Origin of the sequence: Actinotignum saccati, assembly GCF_051265055.1 — a bacterium.
Lineage (GTDB): Bacteria > Actinomycetota > Actinomycetes > Actinomycetales > Actinomycetaceae > Actinotignum.
In genome coordinates, this window is the sequence record NZ_JBOZCC010000002.1 from 201,664 (window position 1) to 218,463 (window position 16,800).

Consider the following 16,800-nt stretch of genomic DNA (forward strand, 5'->3'; position numbering starts at 1 on the left):
TCACCCACGGGCGCGAACGCGCGGCGTAACGCAACCGCAAGCCAATTTCAACGCTCCTTCGGGGCGCCTGTCGCTAAAGTCTAGGTGAAATACTAAGGTTAATGATATGAAAATAGCACGCTTGAGTTTGAGCCAGGGGCCGCGCTACGCGGTCTACGACGAAGGCGCCGATGACTTCGTTATCCTCGCCGATGATCCGATTTTCGGAGAAATTCAGCCCACCGGGGAACGGGTGGCCGCCGCCGATGCCGTGCTCCTCTCCCCCATGATTCCGCGCTCGAAGGCGATTGGCTTCGGTAATGCAACCGCGCCGGGCGCCACCGCCGCTGATCTTTTCTTCTTTATGAAACCCAATACGGCTGTATGCGGGCCCGATGATCCGATTATTATTCCGGAGTGGGCCAGCGAAGGCCTCGCCCACGAAGTCGAGCTCGGAATTATTATCGGCCGGGTTGCCAAGGATGTTCCCGAGGATCGCGCGCTGGAGGCCGTTTTCGGTTACACCATTATTAATGATGTGACCGCCCGCGGGGATGTGAACGGGGCGCAGAAGATGTTTGATACCGCGCTGCCGGTGGGTCCCTATATCCTCACCGATATTGATGTGAGCGATCTGGCGATGACCTCGCGGGTGAACGGGGAAACCTACACCCGGGCGCGGACCTCCGATTATCCACTTTCTGTGGCGCAGTCGGTGGCGGCGGCGTCGCGGCGCTGCACCCTGCTTCCCGGCGATATTATTCTGCCCGGTGCCTTTAACGGTGAGCCCCCGCTGAAAGCGGGCGACGTCGTGGAATGTGAAATCGAAGGTTTCGGGGTGCTGCGCAACCCGGTCCTCGCGGCGAACTAAATAAAGCGAGCATCAACTACACAACCGAGGACCGCACCCGCGCCGCGGGCAGGCCCATGCAGGAGGATAGATGAAGAAGCATCGCGATGGTTCCCTATCGCAAAAAGCTCCTTTCAAGAACGAGTCGTATCACACGGTTCCGTGGCTGCTCGCGCAGCGGCAACGCAAGCATCCGCGTGATATCGCGGTGCATATCCAGAGCTCGATTGGTGGGAACTGGAAACCGTTGACGATTACGGAATTCCTCGAGCAGGTGCGGCTCACCGCCCGCGGGCTCATCGGCCTGGGGCTCGGCCACGGCGAACGTATCGGTATCCTCGCGGCCACCTCCTACGAATGGGCGCTGCTCGACGCGGCCGCTTTGCATATCGGGGTGGTGCCGGTTCCTATTTATGAAACAAGTTCCGCCAAGCAGATCGCGTGGATGGTTGCCGATGCGCAGATTACCCATATTTTCACCGATACTCGTGCCCACGCGGAACTGGTGGATTCGGTGACCCCGCCCGCGATTCCGCCCGCAACCGTCATGACGGAAGATTGGCGCGCCGCGCTCAATGCCGCGGCTCTTGACGTTCCCGAAGAAGATCTGGACGCCCGCATCGCGGCGGTCACGGCCGATTCGCTCGCCACCATTATTTACACCTCGGGCACCACCGGGGATCCCAAGGGCGTGGAGCTCACCCACGGGAATTTCGCGCGTACCGTGCTGGGAACCTGGCATTACGAACCGGAGATCCTCAATAATCCGCAGGCTTCGCTGCTGCTCTTCCTCCCCATGGCCCATGTGATGGGGCGGATTTGCGCCTACTTCGGGCTAGCCACCCGCATTTCGGTAGGCTTCGTGGGCAATCTCAAGAACCTCATGAGCGACCTGGAGACTTTCAAACCCACCCTGCTGCTGGTGGTTCCGCGGGTGCTGGAAAAGGTCTATAACGCGGCCGAGGCGAAAGCCGGGGCGGGCCTGCGGCGCCGGATTTTCCGGTGGGCGGCCGATATTGCGGTGCAGAACGGCACCCGGCGCCGGCGCAGCCCGATTTTCGCGGTGAAACGCGCGCTGGCACGCAAACTGGTTTTCAATAAATTGCGCGAGGCAATGGGCGGGCGGATTCGTTTCGCGATTTCCGCCGGGGCGCCGCTGGGCACCCGCCTGGGGCGCTTCTACCGCGGCATCGGGCTCACGGTGGTGGAAGGTTACGGCCTCACGGAAACCACCGGTCCGGCAAATGCCACGCGCGCGGCAAATCCCGTACTGGGTACCGTTGGATGGCCGCTTCCGGGCATGCGTATTAAACTTGCCGACGACGGCGAAGTCTTGGTCAAGGGCCACTCTGTCTTCCGCGGTTACCATAACAATCCCGAAGCTACCGCGGCTGCCTTTGCGGACGGCTGGTTCCATACCGGGGATCTCGGGACGCTCGATAAGCGCGGCAACCTCACTATTACCGGGCGGAAGAAGCATCTTATCGTGACCGCCGGTGGCAAGAATGTGGCGCCGGCGGTATTGGAAGATAAGCTGAGCTCGCATCCCCTTATCTCCAATGTGGTGGTTTTGGGTGACGGGGAGCCCTTCATTTCCGCGCTCATTACTCTGGACGCGCAGATGCTTCCCTCCTGGCTTTCCTCGCACGGTTTACCGAAGATGAGTCCGGCCGAGGCCATGAATTCCGAGGCCGTCAATGCTTCGCTCCAGCGCGCGATTGACCGCACGAACGCGCAGGTTTCGCGAGCGGAATCCATCCGGAAATTCGTGATTGTACCCGGCGATTTCAGCGAGGCGAATGGCCTGCTCACGCCGTCACTGAAGGTGCGCCGCGAAGTGGTGCTCGAACGCTACCGCGATGTGGTGGATGGTATTTACGGGGCGAATCATTCCGAGTCCACGAAGAAATCAGAGGCGAAGGAACGCCGGCGGGCGGCCCGAAAAGAACGGCGGGTACAGCGCCGGCTCGAGCGGCTGCGGCGGCGCGGCGAACGCGGTGGGCGTGGCACGGCCGGGCAGCTCGGGGAGCGCTCCGGGCAGCAACCTGGCGAGCCGGCCGGCGGTGAGAAGTAGCGCAATGGGGATTGATGGGCGCACGGTTAGTTATGCCGTTATCGGGCACCCGGTGGGCCATTCCCGCTCCCCCGCCATGCATAATGCGTCCTTCACCCACCTGGGTGTAAACGCTGTTTACCTAGCTTTCGATATCGCTCCGGATGCGGGTGCGCGGGCGGTCGCAGCTTTGCGCGACCTTGGTTTTGGCGGTTTTAACGTGACGATGCCGCATAAAACTACCGTATACGAGAGCGTTGATGAGCTCTCCGACGATGCCCGCCTCATGGAGTCTGTAAACACTGTTCACATCCGCGAGGATGGGAGCACGGTTGGTCACAATACCGATGGCCGCGGTGCTTTTGCTGCGGTCCGGGCAGCGGGATACGATCCTGGCGATTCCGTGGTGATTTTAGGGGCGGGTGGAGCTTCGCGCGCGATCTATACCCGGGCCGCCCTCGAAGGGGTATCCCGCATCCGGGTATTTTCGCGGCGCGGGCAGAATTACGAGCGCGCTATCGAGATTTTGGCTCGTTTGCGTGCCGAAACCGGTGTGGATGCCCAGCTTTTTGACCTTGCCGATGAGCGCGCGCTGCGCAGCGAGGTTGAGGCTGCTTCCCTTCTGGTCAATGCCACGAGCGTGGGGATGAGCGCTCACCCGGGTGCTCTGATCCCCGAAAGCTGGCTGCACCCGGGCCATATTGTTTTTGATGCGGTGTACGAACCGCTGGAGACGGAGCTGCTGCAGCGAGCTCACCGCGCCGGCGCGGGATGCGTATCCGGCCTGGATATGCTGCTGTGGCAGGGCGTTTTCGCCGAAGAAATCTGGCTGGGCCGCACCGACATTCCCGTGGAGGTCATGCGGGCGGCCCTGTGCCAGTAGATTATCGCACTCGATAGCGGGTTTATCTTTCCCTTCCGCGCTAGTTTTCTGCTCTATGTGCGCCGGTACCACCAGCGGATTCAACCAGGGCAGCTTCCGGATCTGCTGCGCTCGGGCCGGGAGTACCATCGCCGTAGCGAATAATATGGCTCTCGTTCATATCGTCTTCTTCGAGCATCCGCAGCTGTTCCTCACGACTGAGCATCTGAATACCCCAGCCGGTTGCGGCCAAGATAAGCGCCACGATCATGCCCGACCAGTTAACAACAGCCCACGGAACGTATTGCAGCGTTTCTACCCCGAGGGTTGCTGCCATGTATGCACCGGCCGCTGTCCACGGGAATAGCGTTTCGGTCACGGTCACAGAGTCCTCGAGGGTACGCCCCAATGTCATGGGGTGATAGCCGCGGCGCACATATGCCGGGCGCAGTACTTCGCCGGGCATAATGACGGAGATTTGGCCGTTACAGGTCACCGAAATGGTTCCCAGCCCCACGCCGATGGTGCTGGCGACCAAGCCGAAGCGCGACTTGACGCGGTGCAGCAGCTTCTCAATAAGGTAATCGAGTGAGTGTGAAACACCCATAATTCCAGCGAACGCCAAGGCGCAGAAGCAGATAGCCAGGGTTCCCAGCATAGAGTTCATTCCGCCGCGTTCCAGCAGGGTCACCATGTCATCGCTGGGGGTCAGGCTGGCCCATTCGGGCCGCTGAATCATCTCCAGGTTGAAGCCTTTGACGAGCGCAGTGAAGGCATCAGCGATACTCGACTTCTGGAAGACGAAGGTATTGAAAAGCCCGAGGGCAACACCCGCCATCATGACAGGAATCGTCGGGAAACGCAGCGCCGCACCAACAAGAACAACGATAGGAGGCACCAGAAGCCACGGCGTGAGGTGGAAGCCGGCCGCTAATTGGTCAAGAGTTTCCTGCACTGCGGAGGTATCAACTCCAGCGGCGGATCCCTTGATCCCCACGATCGCAAAAACAATCACACCGATGATGAGCGCGGTTCCGGTGGTCCATGTCAGATTCTTGATATGGGTGAACAGCGGTACGCGGGTAATCATCGCGGCGATATTTGTCGAATCGGATAGCGGGGAGAACTTGTCACCGAAGTAGGCACCGGAAACAACCGCTCCCGCGATCATTGGCAGATCAGCACCCAAGCCTATGGCGATACCCATAAAGGCGACGCCGATGGTGCCTGCGGATCCCCACGAGGTTCCGGTACAGAGTGATACGACGGCGGTGCCAAGCAGGGCGACCAGGGCCAGCCACCGCGGGTCAATAATGGCCAGGCCCCAGTACACGAGATACGGGATTGTTCCTGAGATCATCCACGCGCCGATGAGTAACCCGACGGTGAGGAGGATGAGGAGCGCCGGCCAGGCTTTCGCGGTCTTTTCAGCTACGGATTCGATCATCTCATCCCAGCTGTATCCCAGATATTTTGCAACGCAGGCGGCGACCGCTGCCGCTGCGATAATCATGGGTTCAACAGGCAAATCAAAGCCGATGTATCCCCCGCCGATAAACAATGCCAGGGAAATCACCGGCAAAAGCGCCAGGAAGACCGTTGGCTTCTTTTTCTTCATGTGTATCTCGGCCTCGGTGCCGGGATTGTTTTCCGAAGTCATCATTGATCCTTTCGCTGTGTCGATGACGACAATTCCTCGGTGAATATGCGGCGGGTGCCCTATGGAGAACAGGGACCTACCACAGCTCGGGTCAAGAAGCGCTGCCCGCGCGGATATTTATTTCAGTTTCTGCGCCGCCGCTTCGCAGCGTTGTAATGCGGTATCGAGAAGTGATTGGGGTGCTGCCAGATTGAAACGCAGATAATCCCGCCATTGCGCTCCGAAGCCTTCGCCGTATGAAGGGTGTACTCCGGCTGCGGCGCATACCTCTCTGGCCGCAGCCGCACCTAGCACTCTGGTGTCACACCAGAACAGATACGTCGCTTCGGGAATCACGGGCTTTTCCTTTGCGAATAGCGCCGCGATGCGCGGGACGAAGCGCGCCATATTATTATCGATATAGGCGAGCGTGGTATCGAGCCATTCCTCGCATTGGGTCCAGGCGGCTATCGCTGCGGGGATAGCGAAATAATTGGGGTTATGGAAACCTGCCGCGCGTAATCCGTCCCGTATTCTGGAGCGCAACGCGGGATCCGGAACGATGAGTGCCGAGGCTTCTAGGCCGGCGATATTGAAACTCTTTGAGGGTGAAAGCGCTGTGATGAGGCGGGTCCGCAATCCCGCATCCGCGTAGCGTGCTAGCGGTGACCATTGCTGCCCGGCGCGCAGAATATCGCAGTGGATATCGTCAGAAAGCACAAGACATGAGCTCTGGGCCAGCAGTGCGGCGAGCCGGTCAAGTTCCTTTGGGGTGAAGGCGCGCCCAGTTGGGTTGTGGGGATTGGTGAGAATGAAAAGATCAGCATCGGGCAGCATGGAAGCAAGCTGGTCAAAGGGAATCTGCCACGTGCCATCCGCGTAGCGCATCGCTGGTTCGGTCACCTGGCAGCCGCAGCGGCGCACCACTTCCATGATGGGGTCATAAGCCGGCGAGAGCGTGATGACCTTCGCTCTCGCCGGCAGCATATGGGCGCAGATCATCGCTGTTGCTTCCACAATGCGGGGAACGAAAACGACGGATTCTTCGCCAAACTCGGTACCGTGCCGGCGCATAAACCATGATGCACACGCGCCCGCAAAATCAGGGAAAACCTCGGTGTAGCTGTAGATCCCCCGAACAGCGGCGTCCTCAAGCGCAGACCGAATTGCCGGGGCACACGCGAATTCCATTTCCGCAACAGATAGGGAGATATGGTCGGCAGGCAAGGTTTCCCATTTAGCGGACCAGGTACCACGCCGGTTGATCACCCGATGGCGATCCTCGAAGTCACCTGTAGCTATGTGCATCATTGCAGCCTCCTTGTCACAAAGGGAGGTGAACTTCTTTGAACACTCACCCTTTGTTTTGTTTCAAAACATACTCGGAGAATAGTAGTTTTGTCAACGTGAGAGTTTTATTATCACGACGTGGTAGGAGGTGTCATCGAAAGGTAGGGACTGCAAATATTAATTCGAGAACACAAATAAAACAGGGATGCGAAGTTTTTATTGGTCATGATGTGGTGATGATGAGAGAAGAGTGCGCACGAAGGGACTCGAACCCTTACGCCCAAAGGCACTGGAACCTAAATCCAGCGCGTCTACCAGTTCCGCCACGCGCGCGTACCGGTCTATCCTAGCGGATTTCCCGGTGTGAGAAAATTCGGAAAGCAACCGGAAGATCAGAAAGCCGGAGCCAGCGTTCCGGCCCCGCATCTCTCCCGCTTATTCGTCAATACCGAGATCGCGGCGCAGCCGCGCCACATGCCCGGTGGCTTTCACATTGTAGAAAGCCGCTGCCACGGTGCCATCCGGATTGACCACCACGGTGGAGCGGCGCATTCCGATAACCGTTTTACCCCAGTTTTGCTTTTCTCCCCAGGCGCCCCATTCGCTTGCCACGGCGTGATCCGGATCGGAGGCGAGCACAAAGTTGAGGCCTTGCTTCTCCCGGAATTTCTCCAGCGAAGTGAGCGAATCCGGGGAAACTCCCACCACGGCATAGCCAGCCGAACGCAGAGAATTGAGGTTATCGCGGAAATCGCAGGCTTCGGTAGTACACCCTGGGGTATTAGCTTTCGGGTAGAAGTACACGATGACTCCGCGGGCGCCGTCGTTCAGATGTTCAGACAAGCGGAAGGTTCCCGCGGTGCTGTCCAAAGTGAAATCCGGGGCACGATCACCAGAATTTAACATTATTTTCCTTCACAATAAGCACGGCCCACGCGATGAGCATGGCGATACCAATCCCGAGAGGCCACAGACCCAGGGGTGTGGGCGCGAACCACAGCATAAAAACCGCGCCGGCCCCGAATATCCAAGGGCGTTCGCTCCAGTATCCGAGCCCACACGCAACCGCACCGACCGTCCCGAGCGCAAGAATCACTCCGTATTGCGGAAGGGCATGCCCGCTGATGGCGATATACCAGCCCACAGCGAGGGTGACCACGCCCAGCACAAGAATGGCGAGGGCAAGGTAGTTGAGGTATCGAGCTTGGCGCATGCCACTCAGTCTAGCTTCCGCACAGCGCGCCGCACCCCGCCCGCGCCGGCGCTCTACGCGAAAATGCAGATGTTTCGCGGGTAGCGTGGAGTGGTCCACGCGGGGACGAAGCCCGGCAAAATTAAGAACATGAGTGAAGTCGACGCAGCTGATATGGGTCCGTGGCTCAGCCCCGAGGAACTCGAATTTGTCCGGCACAAGGTCCCGATGGTGTACGTGGATATTGTCCCGGTTCGTCTGGATGAAACCGGGCGGGTGATCGCTATCGGGATGCTGCTGCGTGCCGATTCTGAGGGGATTTTGCGGGAGTTCCCCTCGGGGCGGGTGCTGTTCCACGAACCGGTGCGCGCCGCGCTTATCCGGCATATCGATAAAGACCTCGGTTCGGTGGCACTTCCTCAACTGCCGCCGTACCTGGCGCCGTTCACGGTCACCGAATACTTCCCCACTCCCGAACCGGAGGCCGGGTATTACGATGCGCGCCAGCACCGGGTAGACCTGGCTTATATCATCCCCATTCACGGGGATTGCGACCCGGGAAATGACTCGCTGGAATTCACCTGGTTCACGCCCGGGGAGGCGCGCACCGCGGAGCTGCAGGCGGAAATGTCCGATGGGCACGCCGCGCTCCTGCGCGCCGCGCTCGGCTATATTGGCCGCTGCTAGCTACTGTAAACAGTGTTTACGGCAGCGGTTACGCAGCGTGTAAGCGGTGTTCACGCGAATGTGGAGGAACGCCGCTCCGCTAACTCTGCGCTGCTAACCTCGCTCGGCTAGCACCTGCACGATTACCGGTGCCAGCTGGGCGAAGGCCTTGCCGCGGTGGGAGATAGCATCCTTTTCCTCCGGACTCAGTTCCGCATTGGAACGGCTGGAACCGGCCGGCGCGAAGATGGGGTCATAGCCGAAGCCACCGCTACCGCGCTCGGCGGTGAGGAGGCTGCCCGGCATTTCCCCTTCGCGTACTTCCTCACGGCCCTCCGGGGTCACCAGCGCGGCCGCGCAATGGAAATGAGCGGCCCGGTTAGCCGGCCCCACATCCGCGAGCTGGGCGAGGAGGAGCTGGCGGTTCGCGGCGTCGTTCCCGTGGTGACCGCTCCAGCGTGCCGAAAAAATCCCGGGCGACCCACCTAAAATATCTACGCACAAGCCCGAATCATCGGCGATAGCCGGCAAGCCGGTAGCACGCGCGTAGGCCCGCGCTTTGATGAGCGCGTTCTGCGCGAAGGTGGTGCCATCCTCCACCGGTTCGGGAACCGCGAACTCCGCGCCGGAGACGAGCTCAATTCCTTGCAAGCACGACGCCAGAATATTGCGAAGTTCCGTGACTTTATGGGCATTTCCGGTAGCGACGACGACGCGCCGCAGCTGCGCTACTTCCACTGGGCACCGCCGGTAAACACATCGCTACGCACCGGATTCTCCCCCTCGAAGAGCACCCGATGCTGAAGCTCGCGAAGCTCACGGGTGCCCTTATCAGCAAGGTCAAGGAGAGCCGCAAGATCAGCGCGGTTGAAGGGATGATGCTCCGCGGTTCCCTGAACCTCCACGTAATCCCCGCTGCCTAGCGCCACGATATTCATATCGGTATCAGCGCGCACATCCTCTTCATAGGGAAGATCGAGGCGCGGCTGGCCATCAATGATGCCCACTGAAACCGCGGAAACCGAGGTGGTGAGGACCGGGCGGCGCACCAACTTACGTGCCCGGGCCCAGGAGATGGCATCCGCCAGGGCCACGAAAGCGCCGGTAATGGCCGCGGTTCGAGTTCCGCCGTCGGCCTGTAAAACATCACAATCCAGGGTGATGGTGTTCTCCCCCAGGGCCTTCATATCAACGGCCGCGCGCAGGCTGCGGCCAATCAACCGCGAAATCTCATGGGTGCGGCCCCCGATTTTCCCGCGCACGGATTCGCGCGGCGAGCGATCCGAGGTAGCGCGCGGAAGCATGGAGTATTCGGCGGTCACCCAGCCTTCTCCGCTGCCTTTGCGCCAGCGCGGCACCCCTTCTTCAAAGGAAGCAACACAGAGCACGGTGGTGCGCCCGAAGCGCACCAGCACACTGCCTTCCCCGGTTTCAAAATAGTGGCGGTCAATCGTGACAGAGCGCATCTCATCTACGGCGCGCCCGTCCGCTCGCGTGGCGCTGGAGTTCTTTTCAGTCATACCTTAAGGCTACCGCGCCGTTACGACAGGAAAAATCCGGGTAGCCCGCACGGTCTGCCGGTACCCGGCCCCGGGGTCTCGGAACCAGGCCCGTGCCCGCGGAGCCCCGCCCAAGCCCCGCTTAGATCCGAAAGGCTTCCCCGGCCCGCACGCAGGCCACCCGGCCCTCGTATTCTTCCCGCGCTGCGGCCCGCACGGATTCCCGATCCGTCCACGGCTGGAGGTGGGTGAGGAGCATCTCATGGGCTCCGGCCTGCGCGGCCAGCGCCCCGGCCCGCGAACCGGTGAGGTGAATGCCGCGCACGGTATCCCGCCCATCCTCATAAGCACATTCGGAGAGGAGTAGATCGGCGCCGCGCGCCGCGGCGACGACGCCGTCGCACATATCCGTATCCCCCGTGAACGTGAGCACCACGTTCTCCCCGGGGCGCAGATCCGAGGGGCCGGTGATCCGGTAGGCGAAGGTTTCCACGGTGTGGAGGGCGGGGAAGGCCTGGATGGTCATGGGGCCAACGCGGAAGGTATCCCCGGAGCGGACCTGGCGGAAGTCGAAAACGTCGTCGTAGGTTTCTTCCGGGCCGTCGTCGCCCAGTTGGCGGGCGCGCCGCCGCGCATCCCCGGGACTGTACACCGCCACCCGGGGCAGCGGGCCGGACGGATGCCAGCGGCGGTAGACCTGCATCCCGATGAGGTCCGCGCAGTGGTCGGCGTGGAGGTGGGAAATCACCATGGCATCCAGGAGCGCCGGGTCGGTATAGCGCAGCAGATGGCCCATGGCGCCGGGGCCGAAATCGAGCGTGAAGGTGTAGGTGCGCGGGGCACCGTTCGCGTCGATTCCCTCCGCCTGCACCAGGTAGGCCGAGGCGGGTGATTCCGGCCCGGACATCGAGCCGGAGCATCCAATGATTGTCAGTCTCATGCCGAGAGTTCCTCCGTAGATAGCACGGTTCCTACTTCCGGACCGAGGAATCTGCGGGCGAGGTGCCCGAAACTCACCGGGTCGCCGGTGGCGTAGAAGCGGCGCCGGGGGGTTCCCGGGCCGGCAAACATATCGCGGGTGGCTAGTTCGCGGTAGACATCGCGGGCGGTTTCATCCGCGGAGGACACGATGGTCACGTCCTCCCCCATGGTGTAGGAGATCACGCCGGCGAGCAGCGGGTAGTGGGTGCAGCCCAGCACCAGAGTATCCACCCCGGCCGCCCGCACCGGAGCGAGGTAGTGTTCGGCAACCGCCTGCACCTGGGCGCCGGCCGTCTGCCCCTGTTCCACCAGCTCCACGAACTGCGGGCAGGCCCGGGTGGTCAGTTGCAGATTCGGCGCAGCAGTAAAAGCATCCTGGTAGGCCCCCGATTCAATGGTGGCCGGGGTGGCAATCACCCCGATTTTCCCGTTCCGGGTGGCCCGCACCGCGCGGCGCACCGCCGGGCGGATGACCTCCAGCACCGGAATCCCCATCTCGGTGGCGAAACGCTGCCGGGCATCCGCGAGCGCGGCGGAGGTGGCGGAATTGCAGGCGATGACCAGCATTTTCACGCCGGAGCCCACTAGTTTCTCCATAATGTCCATGGCGTAGGCGCGTACCTCGGGAATGGATTTGGTGCCGTAGGGGCAGTGGGCGGTATCCCCGATATAGGTGATGGATTCGCCGGGGAGCTGGTCAATAATGGCGCGTGCGACCGTGAGGCCACCTACGCCGGAATCAAAAATGCCAATGGGACGGGAATCCATACTGTCAAGTTACCGCCGCAGGTCCTTGTTCTGAATGGCAGTGATGAGTGAATCTTGCCACCACGCAATAATGACGTAGAGCACGCCGATCATGTCATCGGTGGTATCGATTTGGGGGCGCTCGGATTCCATAATGTCGAGCGCGCGGGAGGTCACGGCCTCAGATTCCGCCGCGGTGGTGATATCGCGGCGGGCGCCGAGCACGATGCGGATATCATTCGCGCCGGCCAGCCAGCTACCGGCATCTTCATTACTCACCCATACAGCCTCGCTCGCCAGCGAAGTATAGAAAACCAGCAGGTTGCAGATTTTTGTGTGGCAGACGGCCGATTCGGTGAGTGCACGCAATTCGTCAGCGAGCTCGGGTTCCTCGGACATATCGGGCAGGAGCCGGGCGAGGGCGGTATCCATATTGCAGGCCGGCGTGTAGCAGCGGGTGGTTTCCAGGTCTGCTAATTCGCGCTCGTAGGAGGCGAGCACATCGCTGGATTCTTCCACGCCGCGTGCGCTGTTGCCGCGGGAGCCAGGCGCACCGTTGTTGCGGGCGCCAGGTGCGTGCACGGCGCCGGTTCCGGTTACGTCCGCGCCGCTTTCTTGCATTTCTTCGTCAAGGTTGTAGCCGAGCAGAGTTGCGACGTCGCGCGCGAGTCCGGCAAAAAGTTGCCGTTCGGTCGCGTCAACGCTGGCACGGTAGCCGCCGCGGGCGGGGCGGAAGGGCAGCATATTATCTCCCACCTTCCGGTTCTTCTTCGATGGTGGCGAGCAGTCCGTAGGTGTGCATGGCCCGGGCGTCTGTTTCCATCTGCTCGCGCGGCCCGGTTGATACGACGGCGCGCCCGCGGGTATGGACCTCTAACATGAGGGTGAGGGCGCGGTCTGCCGAATGGCCAAAGTAGGATTGGAACACCCACTGCACATAGCTCATGAGGTTGATCGGATCATCGTGCACAACGGTGCGCCAGGCGCGGGCCGGGCCGGTGACCGCTTCGAAAAGCGTGAGGCTTTCGGTGCGGCTTGCCGGGCTGCTGGCCCCTAAATCTTCAGGAGATGTGTGCGCGCTCATATCTCCATCCTAGTGCCATGCGCTTATCGGCGCGGGGAATCATCCTCGGGCAGCTTCTGCCGGCGCAGCCAATCACCGCCGGCCAGCTCCCACCGGCGCGGCCCATCATCCCCGGCCAGCTCAGGCGGGCGCGGGTAGACTCGGGCATATGAGTGTTTCAACTGCTTTGCTCACTGATATGTACGAGCTGACCATGGTGGATGCGGCCATGCAGTCGGGAAAGGCCCAACGGCGGGCCGTTTTTGAGATTTTTGCGCGCCGGCTCCCGGGCGGGCGCCGCTACGGGGTGGTGGCCGGCACGGGCCGCCTCCTCGATGCCCTGAAGAATTTCCGCTTCGGGGAAGAAGAAATTGAGTACCTGCGCGCCAATAAGATCGTTTCCGATTCCACCCTGGAGTGGCTGCGCACTTTCCGTTTCTCCGGTGATATTTGGGGTTACGCGGAAGGTGAAATGTACTTCCCCGGTTCCCCGATTCTCACCGCGGTGGGCACCTTCGCGGAGTGCTGCGTGCTGGAAACCCTCGCGCTTTCTATTTTCAATTATGACTCGGCGGTGGCTACGGCTGCCTCGCGCATGACGATTGCCGCGCACGGGCGGCCCTGCGTGGACTTCGGGGCGCGCCGCACCCACGAACGCAGCGCGGTGTCCGCGGCGCGCGCCGCCTATATCGCCGGTTTCGTGGGCACCTCGGATCTGGAGGCCGGGCGCCAGTACGGGATCCCGGTTTCGGGCACCTCGGCGCATTCCTTCACCCTGGTCCACGATTCAGAGCGCGAAGCTTTTGATACTCAAATCGCGGCCATGGGCACCGGCACCACGCTGCTGGTGGATACCTACAATATCGCGCAGGGCGTGGAGAACGCGGTGGCGGCCGGGCGCGCGGCCGGCGGTGAAATCGGCGCGGTGCGTATCGATTCGGGTGATTTGATCGCCACGGCGTTCAAGGTGCGTGAGCAGCTGGATCGCCTGGGTGCCACCTCCACGAAGATTACCGTCACCTCGGATCTTGATGAGTACGCGATCGCGTCCCTCAATTCCGCCCCGGTGGACGGCTACGGGGTGGGCACCCGCCTGGTCACCGGCTCGGGGGTTCCCACCGCGCAAATGGTCTACAAACTGGTCCAGCGCGAAGGCGCGGATGGCCGCCCCGAGGAGGTCGCTAAGGCTTCGGAGAATAAGGCGTCGGTGGGCGGCCTCAAGGTTGCCGGGCGCCTGGAAAGCGGCGGGCACGCCACCGAGGAGCTCGTGGTGAGTGCCTCCAGTTTCGCCGAGGGCCTGGCCTACCTGGAGAAACAGGGCGCCCGCCCGCTCCAGGTCCACCTGGTGGAGGCCGGCACCATCGACGAACGCTACTGCGGCACGGAAGTCCTCTCCGCCGCCCGCCTGCGCCACGACACCTCGCGCGACGCCCTCCCCTACGACGGCTGGCGCCTCTCGGCCGGGGAACCCGCGATCCCCACCCGCATGGTGGATATTTTCCCGGGCGACGACGCCGCGGCTTAATTCCCGCTCGCCTTCCTGCTCGCTGCGGCTAGTTGCACTGGTCGCAGAGGCAGGCGGCGGTGCGAAGCGTGCGGCCGCCCGCGCGTGTCCACACGCACGCAACCAAGCAGGCGGCACGCAACCAAGCGGCACGCACCTACCGGCGCTGGTTCGAAGCGGCCAGAGCGCTTAGCGCTGGCCCACGAACCAGCGCCGCAGTGTTTTCACGCGCGCTTCGATCTGGTCGGCGCTCGCCCGGGCGACTTCCGGGCCGCCGCAGGCTCGGCGCAGCTCGGTGTGGATGAGGGCGTGCGGGTCCCCGGTTTTCTTCGCCCAGGCCGCCACCAGCTGGGTGAGTTCCTTGCGGGCGGTACGCCGCCGGGTGAGCTCATCGGTGCCCGGAGCCGGGCGTTGGCTGCGGGCCTTTTTCGCCTGTTCGGCCTGGTGGGCGCGCAGCAGCGTCGTCACTTCTTCGGGTTCCAGCAGCCCGGGGATCCCCAGGAAATCTGCTTCTTCTTCCGAACCGACAGCCGCCCCGAGCCCGAATTCACCGCCGTCGAAGAGCGCCCTATCGAAAAGCGCCCCAGATTCCAGGGCCTCGTAGCCCGGGCCCTCCAGTTCCTCACTGGCCTTTTCTTCCCGGTTGGCGGCCTCCAGCAGGTCATCATCCCAGCCGGCCACCTCCGCCTGTTTCGAAATGGCGTGGTCGCGTTCTTTTTCCATCTGGGCGGCCAGCTCCAGGAGCACCGGCACGGAAGGCAGGAACACCGTGGCGGTTTCCCCGCGCCGCCGAGCCCGCACGAAACGCCCGATCGCCTGCGCGAAATAGAGCGGGGTGGAAGCAGAGGTGGCATAGACCCCCACGGCCAGGCGCGGCACGTCCACACCTTCGGATACCATCCGCACCGCCACCATCCACCGCGAATCCGAATCCGCGAAGGTGGCGATTTTTTCGTTCGCGCCGGCATCATCGGAAAGCACCACGGTGGGAGCTTCCCCGGTGATCTCGGTGAGGATCTGCGCGTACGCGCGGGCATCCTTCTGGTTGGAAGCGATCACCAGCCCACCCGAATCGGGTAGCGAGCGGCGCACCACTGTGAGGCGTTCGTTCGCGGCGGACAGCACCTCCGGGATCCACTCCCCGCCCGGGTTGAGGGCGGTACGCCAAGCCTGCGCCGTCATATCTTTGGTGAGTGGCTCGCCCAAGGTCGCGGCCACCACATCCCCCTGCTTGGTTTGCCAGCGCACCTGCCCCGAATAGGACAGGAAAATAACCGGCCTAACCACCCCGTCGCGCAGCGCCTGGGCGTAACCGTAGGTGTAATCGGCTTTGGAGCGCAGGTTCCCGTAGCCATCCGGTTCGTAGGTCACGAAAGGAATGGGTGAGGTATCCGAGCGGAAAGGCGTGCCGGTGAGGGCCAGGCGGCGAGTGGCCGGGGTAAAAGCCTCACGGATGCCATCCCCCCAGGAAAGGGCATCCCCGCCGTGGTGAATCTCGTCCAAGATCACGAAGGTGGGCCGGGCGCTGGTGCGTTCGCGATGCAGGGCCGGGTTAGCGGCCACCTGGGCATAGGTCACGCACACCCCGTTGAAGAAGGAACCTTCGGTGCGCTGGGCGTTGGTGAAATCGGCGTCCAGCTGGATACCCACGCGGGCCGCGGCCTGCGCCCACTGTGTTTTCAGGTGTTCGGTGGGGCAGACCACCGTGATGGTGCGGGCCTCGTGGCGCGCCAGCATTTCGACGGCGACGCGCAGCGCGAAGGTGGTTTTACCCGCACCGGGGGTAGCTACCGCGAGGAAATCCCGGGGCATGCGCTCCAGGTAGAGGCGCAGCGCTTCGGCCTGCCAGGAGCGCAGGCTCGAGGTGGTTCCCCAGGCCGCGCGGGCCGGGAAAGCCGGAGGGAGATTCGAAGCGGCAGAAACGGAAGGGGTATGCGGGGTGGAAGCGGGAATCGAGCGGTGTAGACTCACTTGCCACTTCCCGGCACGTCCGGCCCGAAGGGCCATCCGGAGCCTTGGTTGCCCATCTGTTTGCGGATTTCCTTGCAGGTGGGGCATACCGGGTAGCGATCCGGGTTGCGCGAAGGAATCCAAATCTTCCCGCATAGCGCCACCACCGGCTGGCCGTACACGGCGGAAGCCATGAGGCGGTCCTTGCGCACGTAATGGGAGAAACGCTCCTCATCACCGTGGGAAAGGCGTTCTTCGGTGCGTTCCAGCACCCCGACGGATTGCTGAGATTCCGTGGCCGGGCCGGCCGGGGCCGATGGCGCGCCCGGAGTTCCTAAAGGATCGGGAAGGGAAGTACTCATGGGCTCTATTGTACGGCCCGCGCCGCCGCGGGGAAGCCGCCGCCAGAAAGCCGCACCAGGCACCGCAGGTGGGAAGCGAAAGTCCCCGGAGCCCGGCAGCGCCGTCGTACCTCAACACGCCCCACACAAGAATCGCCTCCCCGGCACAAACCGAGGAGGCGAT

Annotated in this window: 17 protein-coding genes and 1 tRNA gene; 5 read left to right on the forward strand and 13 right to left on the reverse strand. The window is 62.4% G+C overall.

Going from position 1 to position 16,800, the window contains the following annotated elements; all coding sequences use genetic code 11:
* Positions 1-106 precede the first annotated feature (106 nt).
* The 3 genes from ACRQEC_RS02370 to aroE all read left to right on the forward strand — a co-directional run bounded on the left by ACRQEC_RS02370 (position 107) and on the right by aroE (position 3,765).
* Entirely contained in the window at positions 107-850 is a 744-nt protein-coding gene (locus tag ACRQEC_RS02370) for a fumarylacetoacetate hydrolase family protein (RefSeq protein ID WP_087070898.1), read from the forward strand.
* A 70-nt stretch (positions 851-920) separates the two neighbouring features.
* The gene (locus ACRQEC_RS02375; RefSeq protein WP_087070899.1) at positions 921-2,903 is read left to right on the forward strand and encodes an AMP-dependent synthetase/ligase; all 1,983 of its coding nucleotides are present in this window, start codon (positions 921-923) and stop codon (positions 2,901-2,903) included.
* A 4-nt stretch (positions 2,904-2,907) separates the two neighbouring features.
* The gene (gene aroE, locus ACRQEC_RS02380) at positions 2,908-3,765 is read left to right on the forward strand and encodes a shikimate dehydrogenase (RefSeq protein WP_087070900.1); all 858 of its coding nucleotides are present in this window, start codon (positions 2,908-2,910) and stop codon (positions 3,763-3,765) included.
* Between the two features lie 40 nt (positions 3,766-3,805).
* Here the strand turns inward: aroE and nhaC are convergent, their stop codons facing one another.
* The 5 genes from nhaC to ACRQEC_RS02405 all read right to left on the reverse strand — a co-directional run bounded on the left by nhaC (position 3,806) and on the right by ACRQEC_RS02405 (position 7,886).
* Positions 3,806-5,407 (reverse strand): Na+/H+ antiporter NhaC, encoded by a 1,602-nt coding sequence (gene nhaC, locus ACRQEC_RS02385; protein WP_087070901.1) that lies wholly within the window; start codon positions 5,405-5,407, stop codon positions 3,806-3,808.
* 114 nt (positions 5,408-5,521) lie between these two features.
* Positions 5,522-6,694 (reverse strand): MalY/PatB family protein, encoded by a 1,173-nt coding sequence (locus ACRQEC_RS02390; RefSeq protein WP_284889076.1) that lies wholly within the window; start codon positions 6,692-6,694, stop codon positions 5,522-5,524.
* 230 nt (positions 6,695-6,924) lie between these two features.
* Positions 6,925-7,006: transfer RNA gene (locus ACRQEC_RS02395), tRNA-Leu, on the reverse strand.
* A gap of 102 nt (positions 7,007-7,108) precedes the next feature.
* A complete protein-coding gene (bcp, locus tag ACRQEC_RS02400) occupies positions 7,109-7,579 on the reverse strand; it encodes a thioredoxin-dependent thiol peroxidase (RefSeq protein ID WP_087070903.1) in 471 nt (156 codons plus the stop codon).
* On the reverse strand, positions 7,563-7,886 hold the full coding sequence (locus ACRQEC_RS02405) for a hypothetical protein (protein WP_087070904.1): 324 nt from the start codon (positions 7,884-7,886) through the stop codon (positions 7,563-7,565). Before ACRQEC_RS02405 ends, bcp begins: the two co-directional genes overlap by 17 nt.
* A 129-nt stretch (positions 7,887-8,015) precedes the next feature.
* Here ACRQEC_RS02405 and ACRQEC_RS02410 point away from each other — a divergent pair, with 129 nt between their 5' ends.
* Positions 8,016-8,552 carry a DUF4916 domain-containing protein gene (locus ACRQEC_RS02410; protein WP_026429485.1) on the forward strand — a complete coding sequence of 179 codons (537 nt, stop codon included), beginning with the start codon at positions 8,016-8,018 and terminating at the stop codon, positions 8,550-8,552.
* Between the two features lie 93 nt (positions 8,553-8,645).
* On the opposite strand, the gene rdgB is transcribed toward ACRQEC_RS02410, so the two are convergent.
* From rdgB to clpS, 6 genes are all read right to left on the reverse strand, one after another.
* Entirely contained in the window at positions 8,646-9,269 is a 624-nt protein-coding gene (gene rdgB, locus ACRQEC_RS02415; protein WP_284889078.1) for an RdgB/HAM1 family non-canonical purine NTP pyrophosphatase, read from the reverse strand.
* Entirely contained in the window at positions 9,260-10,051 is a 792-nt protein-coding gene (rph, locus tag ACRQEC_RS02420; protein WP_284889079.1) for a ribonuclease PH, read from the reverse strand. The genes rdgB and rph overlap by 10 nt, the downstream gene beginning before the upstream one ends.
* 121 nt (positions 10,052-10,172) lie before the next feature.
* A complete protein-coding gene (locus ACRQEC_RS02425; protein ID WP_284889080.1) occupies positions 10,173-10,970 on the reverse strand; it encodes an MBL fold metallo-hydrolase in 798 nt (265 codons plus the stop codon).
* Entirely contained in the window at positions 10,967-11,779 is an 813-nt protein-coding gene (gene murI / locus ACRQEC_RS02430; protein ID WP_026429489.1) for a glutamate racemase, read from the reverse strand. The genes ACRQEC_RS02425 and murI overlap by 4 nt, the downstream gene beginning before the upstream one ends.
* A gap of 9 nt (positions 11,780-11,788) precedes the next feature.
* Entirely contained in the window at positions 11,789-12,514 is a 726-nt protein-coding gene (locus ACRQEC_RS02435) for a DUF2017 family protein (protein WP_284889083.1), read from the reverse strand.
* Positions 12,504-12,842: an ATP-dependent Clp protease adapter ClpS gene (gene clpS, locus ACRQEC_RS02440; RefSeq protein ID WP_087070910.1), complete on the reverse strand. Its 339-nt coding sequence runs from the start codon at positions 12,840-12,842 to the stop codon at positions 12,504-12,506. Before clpS ends, ACRQEC_RS02435 begins: the two co-directional genes overlap by 11 nt.
* A 148-nt stretch (positions 12,843-12,990) precedes the next feature.
* Here clpS and ACRQEC_RS02445 point away from each other — a divergent pair, with 148 nt between their 5' ends.
* On the forward strand, positions 12,991-14,346 hold the full coding sequence (locus tag ACRQEC_RS02445; protein ID WP_026429492.1) for a nicotinate phosphoribosyltransferase: 1,356 nt from the start codon (positions 12,991-12,993) through the stop codon (positions 14,344-14,346).
* 168 nt (positions 14,347-14,514) lie between these two features.
* Here the strand turns inward: ACRQEC_RS02445 and ACRQEC_RS02450 are convergent, their stop codons facing one another.
* Together ACRQEC_RS02450 and ACRQEC_RS02455 are read right to left on the reverse strand one after the other, a co-directional pair.
* Positions 14,515-16,332, reverse strand: a complete 1,818-nt coding sequence (locus ACRQEC_RS02450; RefSeq protein WP_284889086.1) for a DEAD/DEAH box helicase — start codon at positions 16,330-16,332, stop codon at positions 14,515-14,517.
* Entirely contained in the window at positions 16,293-16,637 is a 345-nt protein-coding gene (locus ACRQEC_RS02455; protein ID WP_026429494.1) for a DUF3039 domain-containing protein, read from the reverse strand. Before ACRQEC_RS02455 ends, ACRQEC_RS02450 begins: the two co-directional genes overlap by 40 nt.
* Positions 16,638-16,800: the final 163 nt, after the last annotated feature.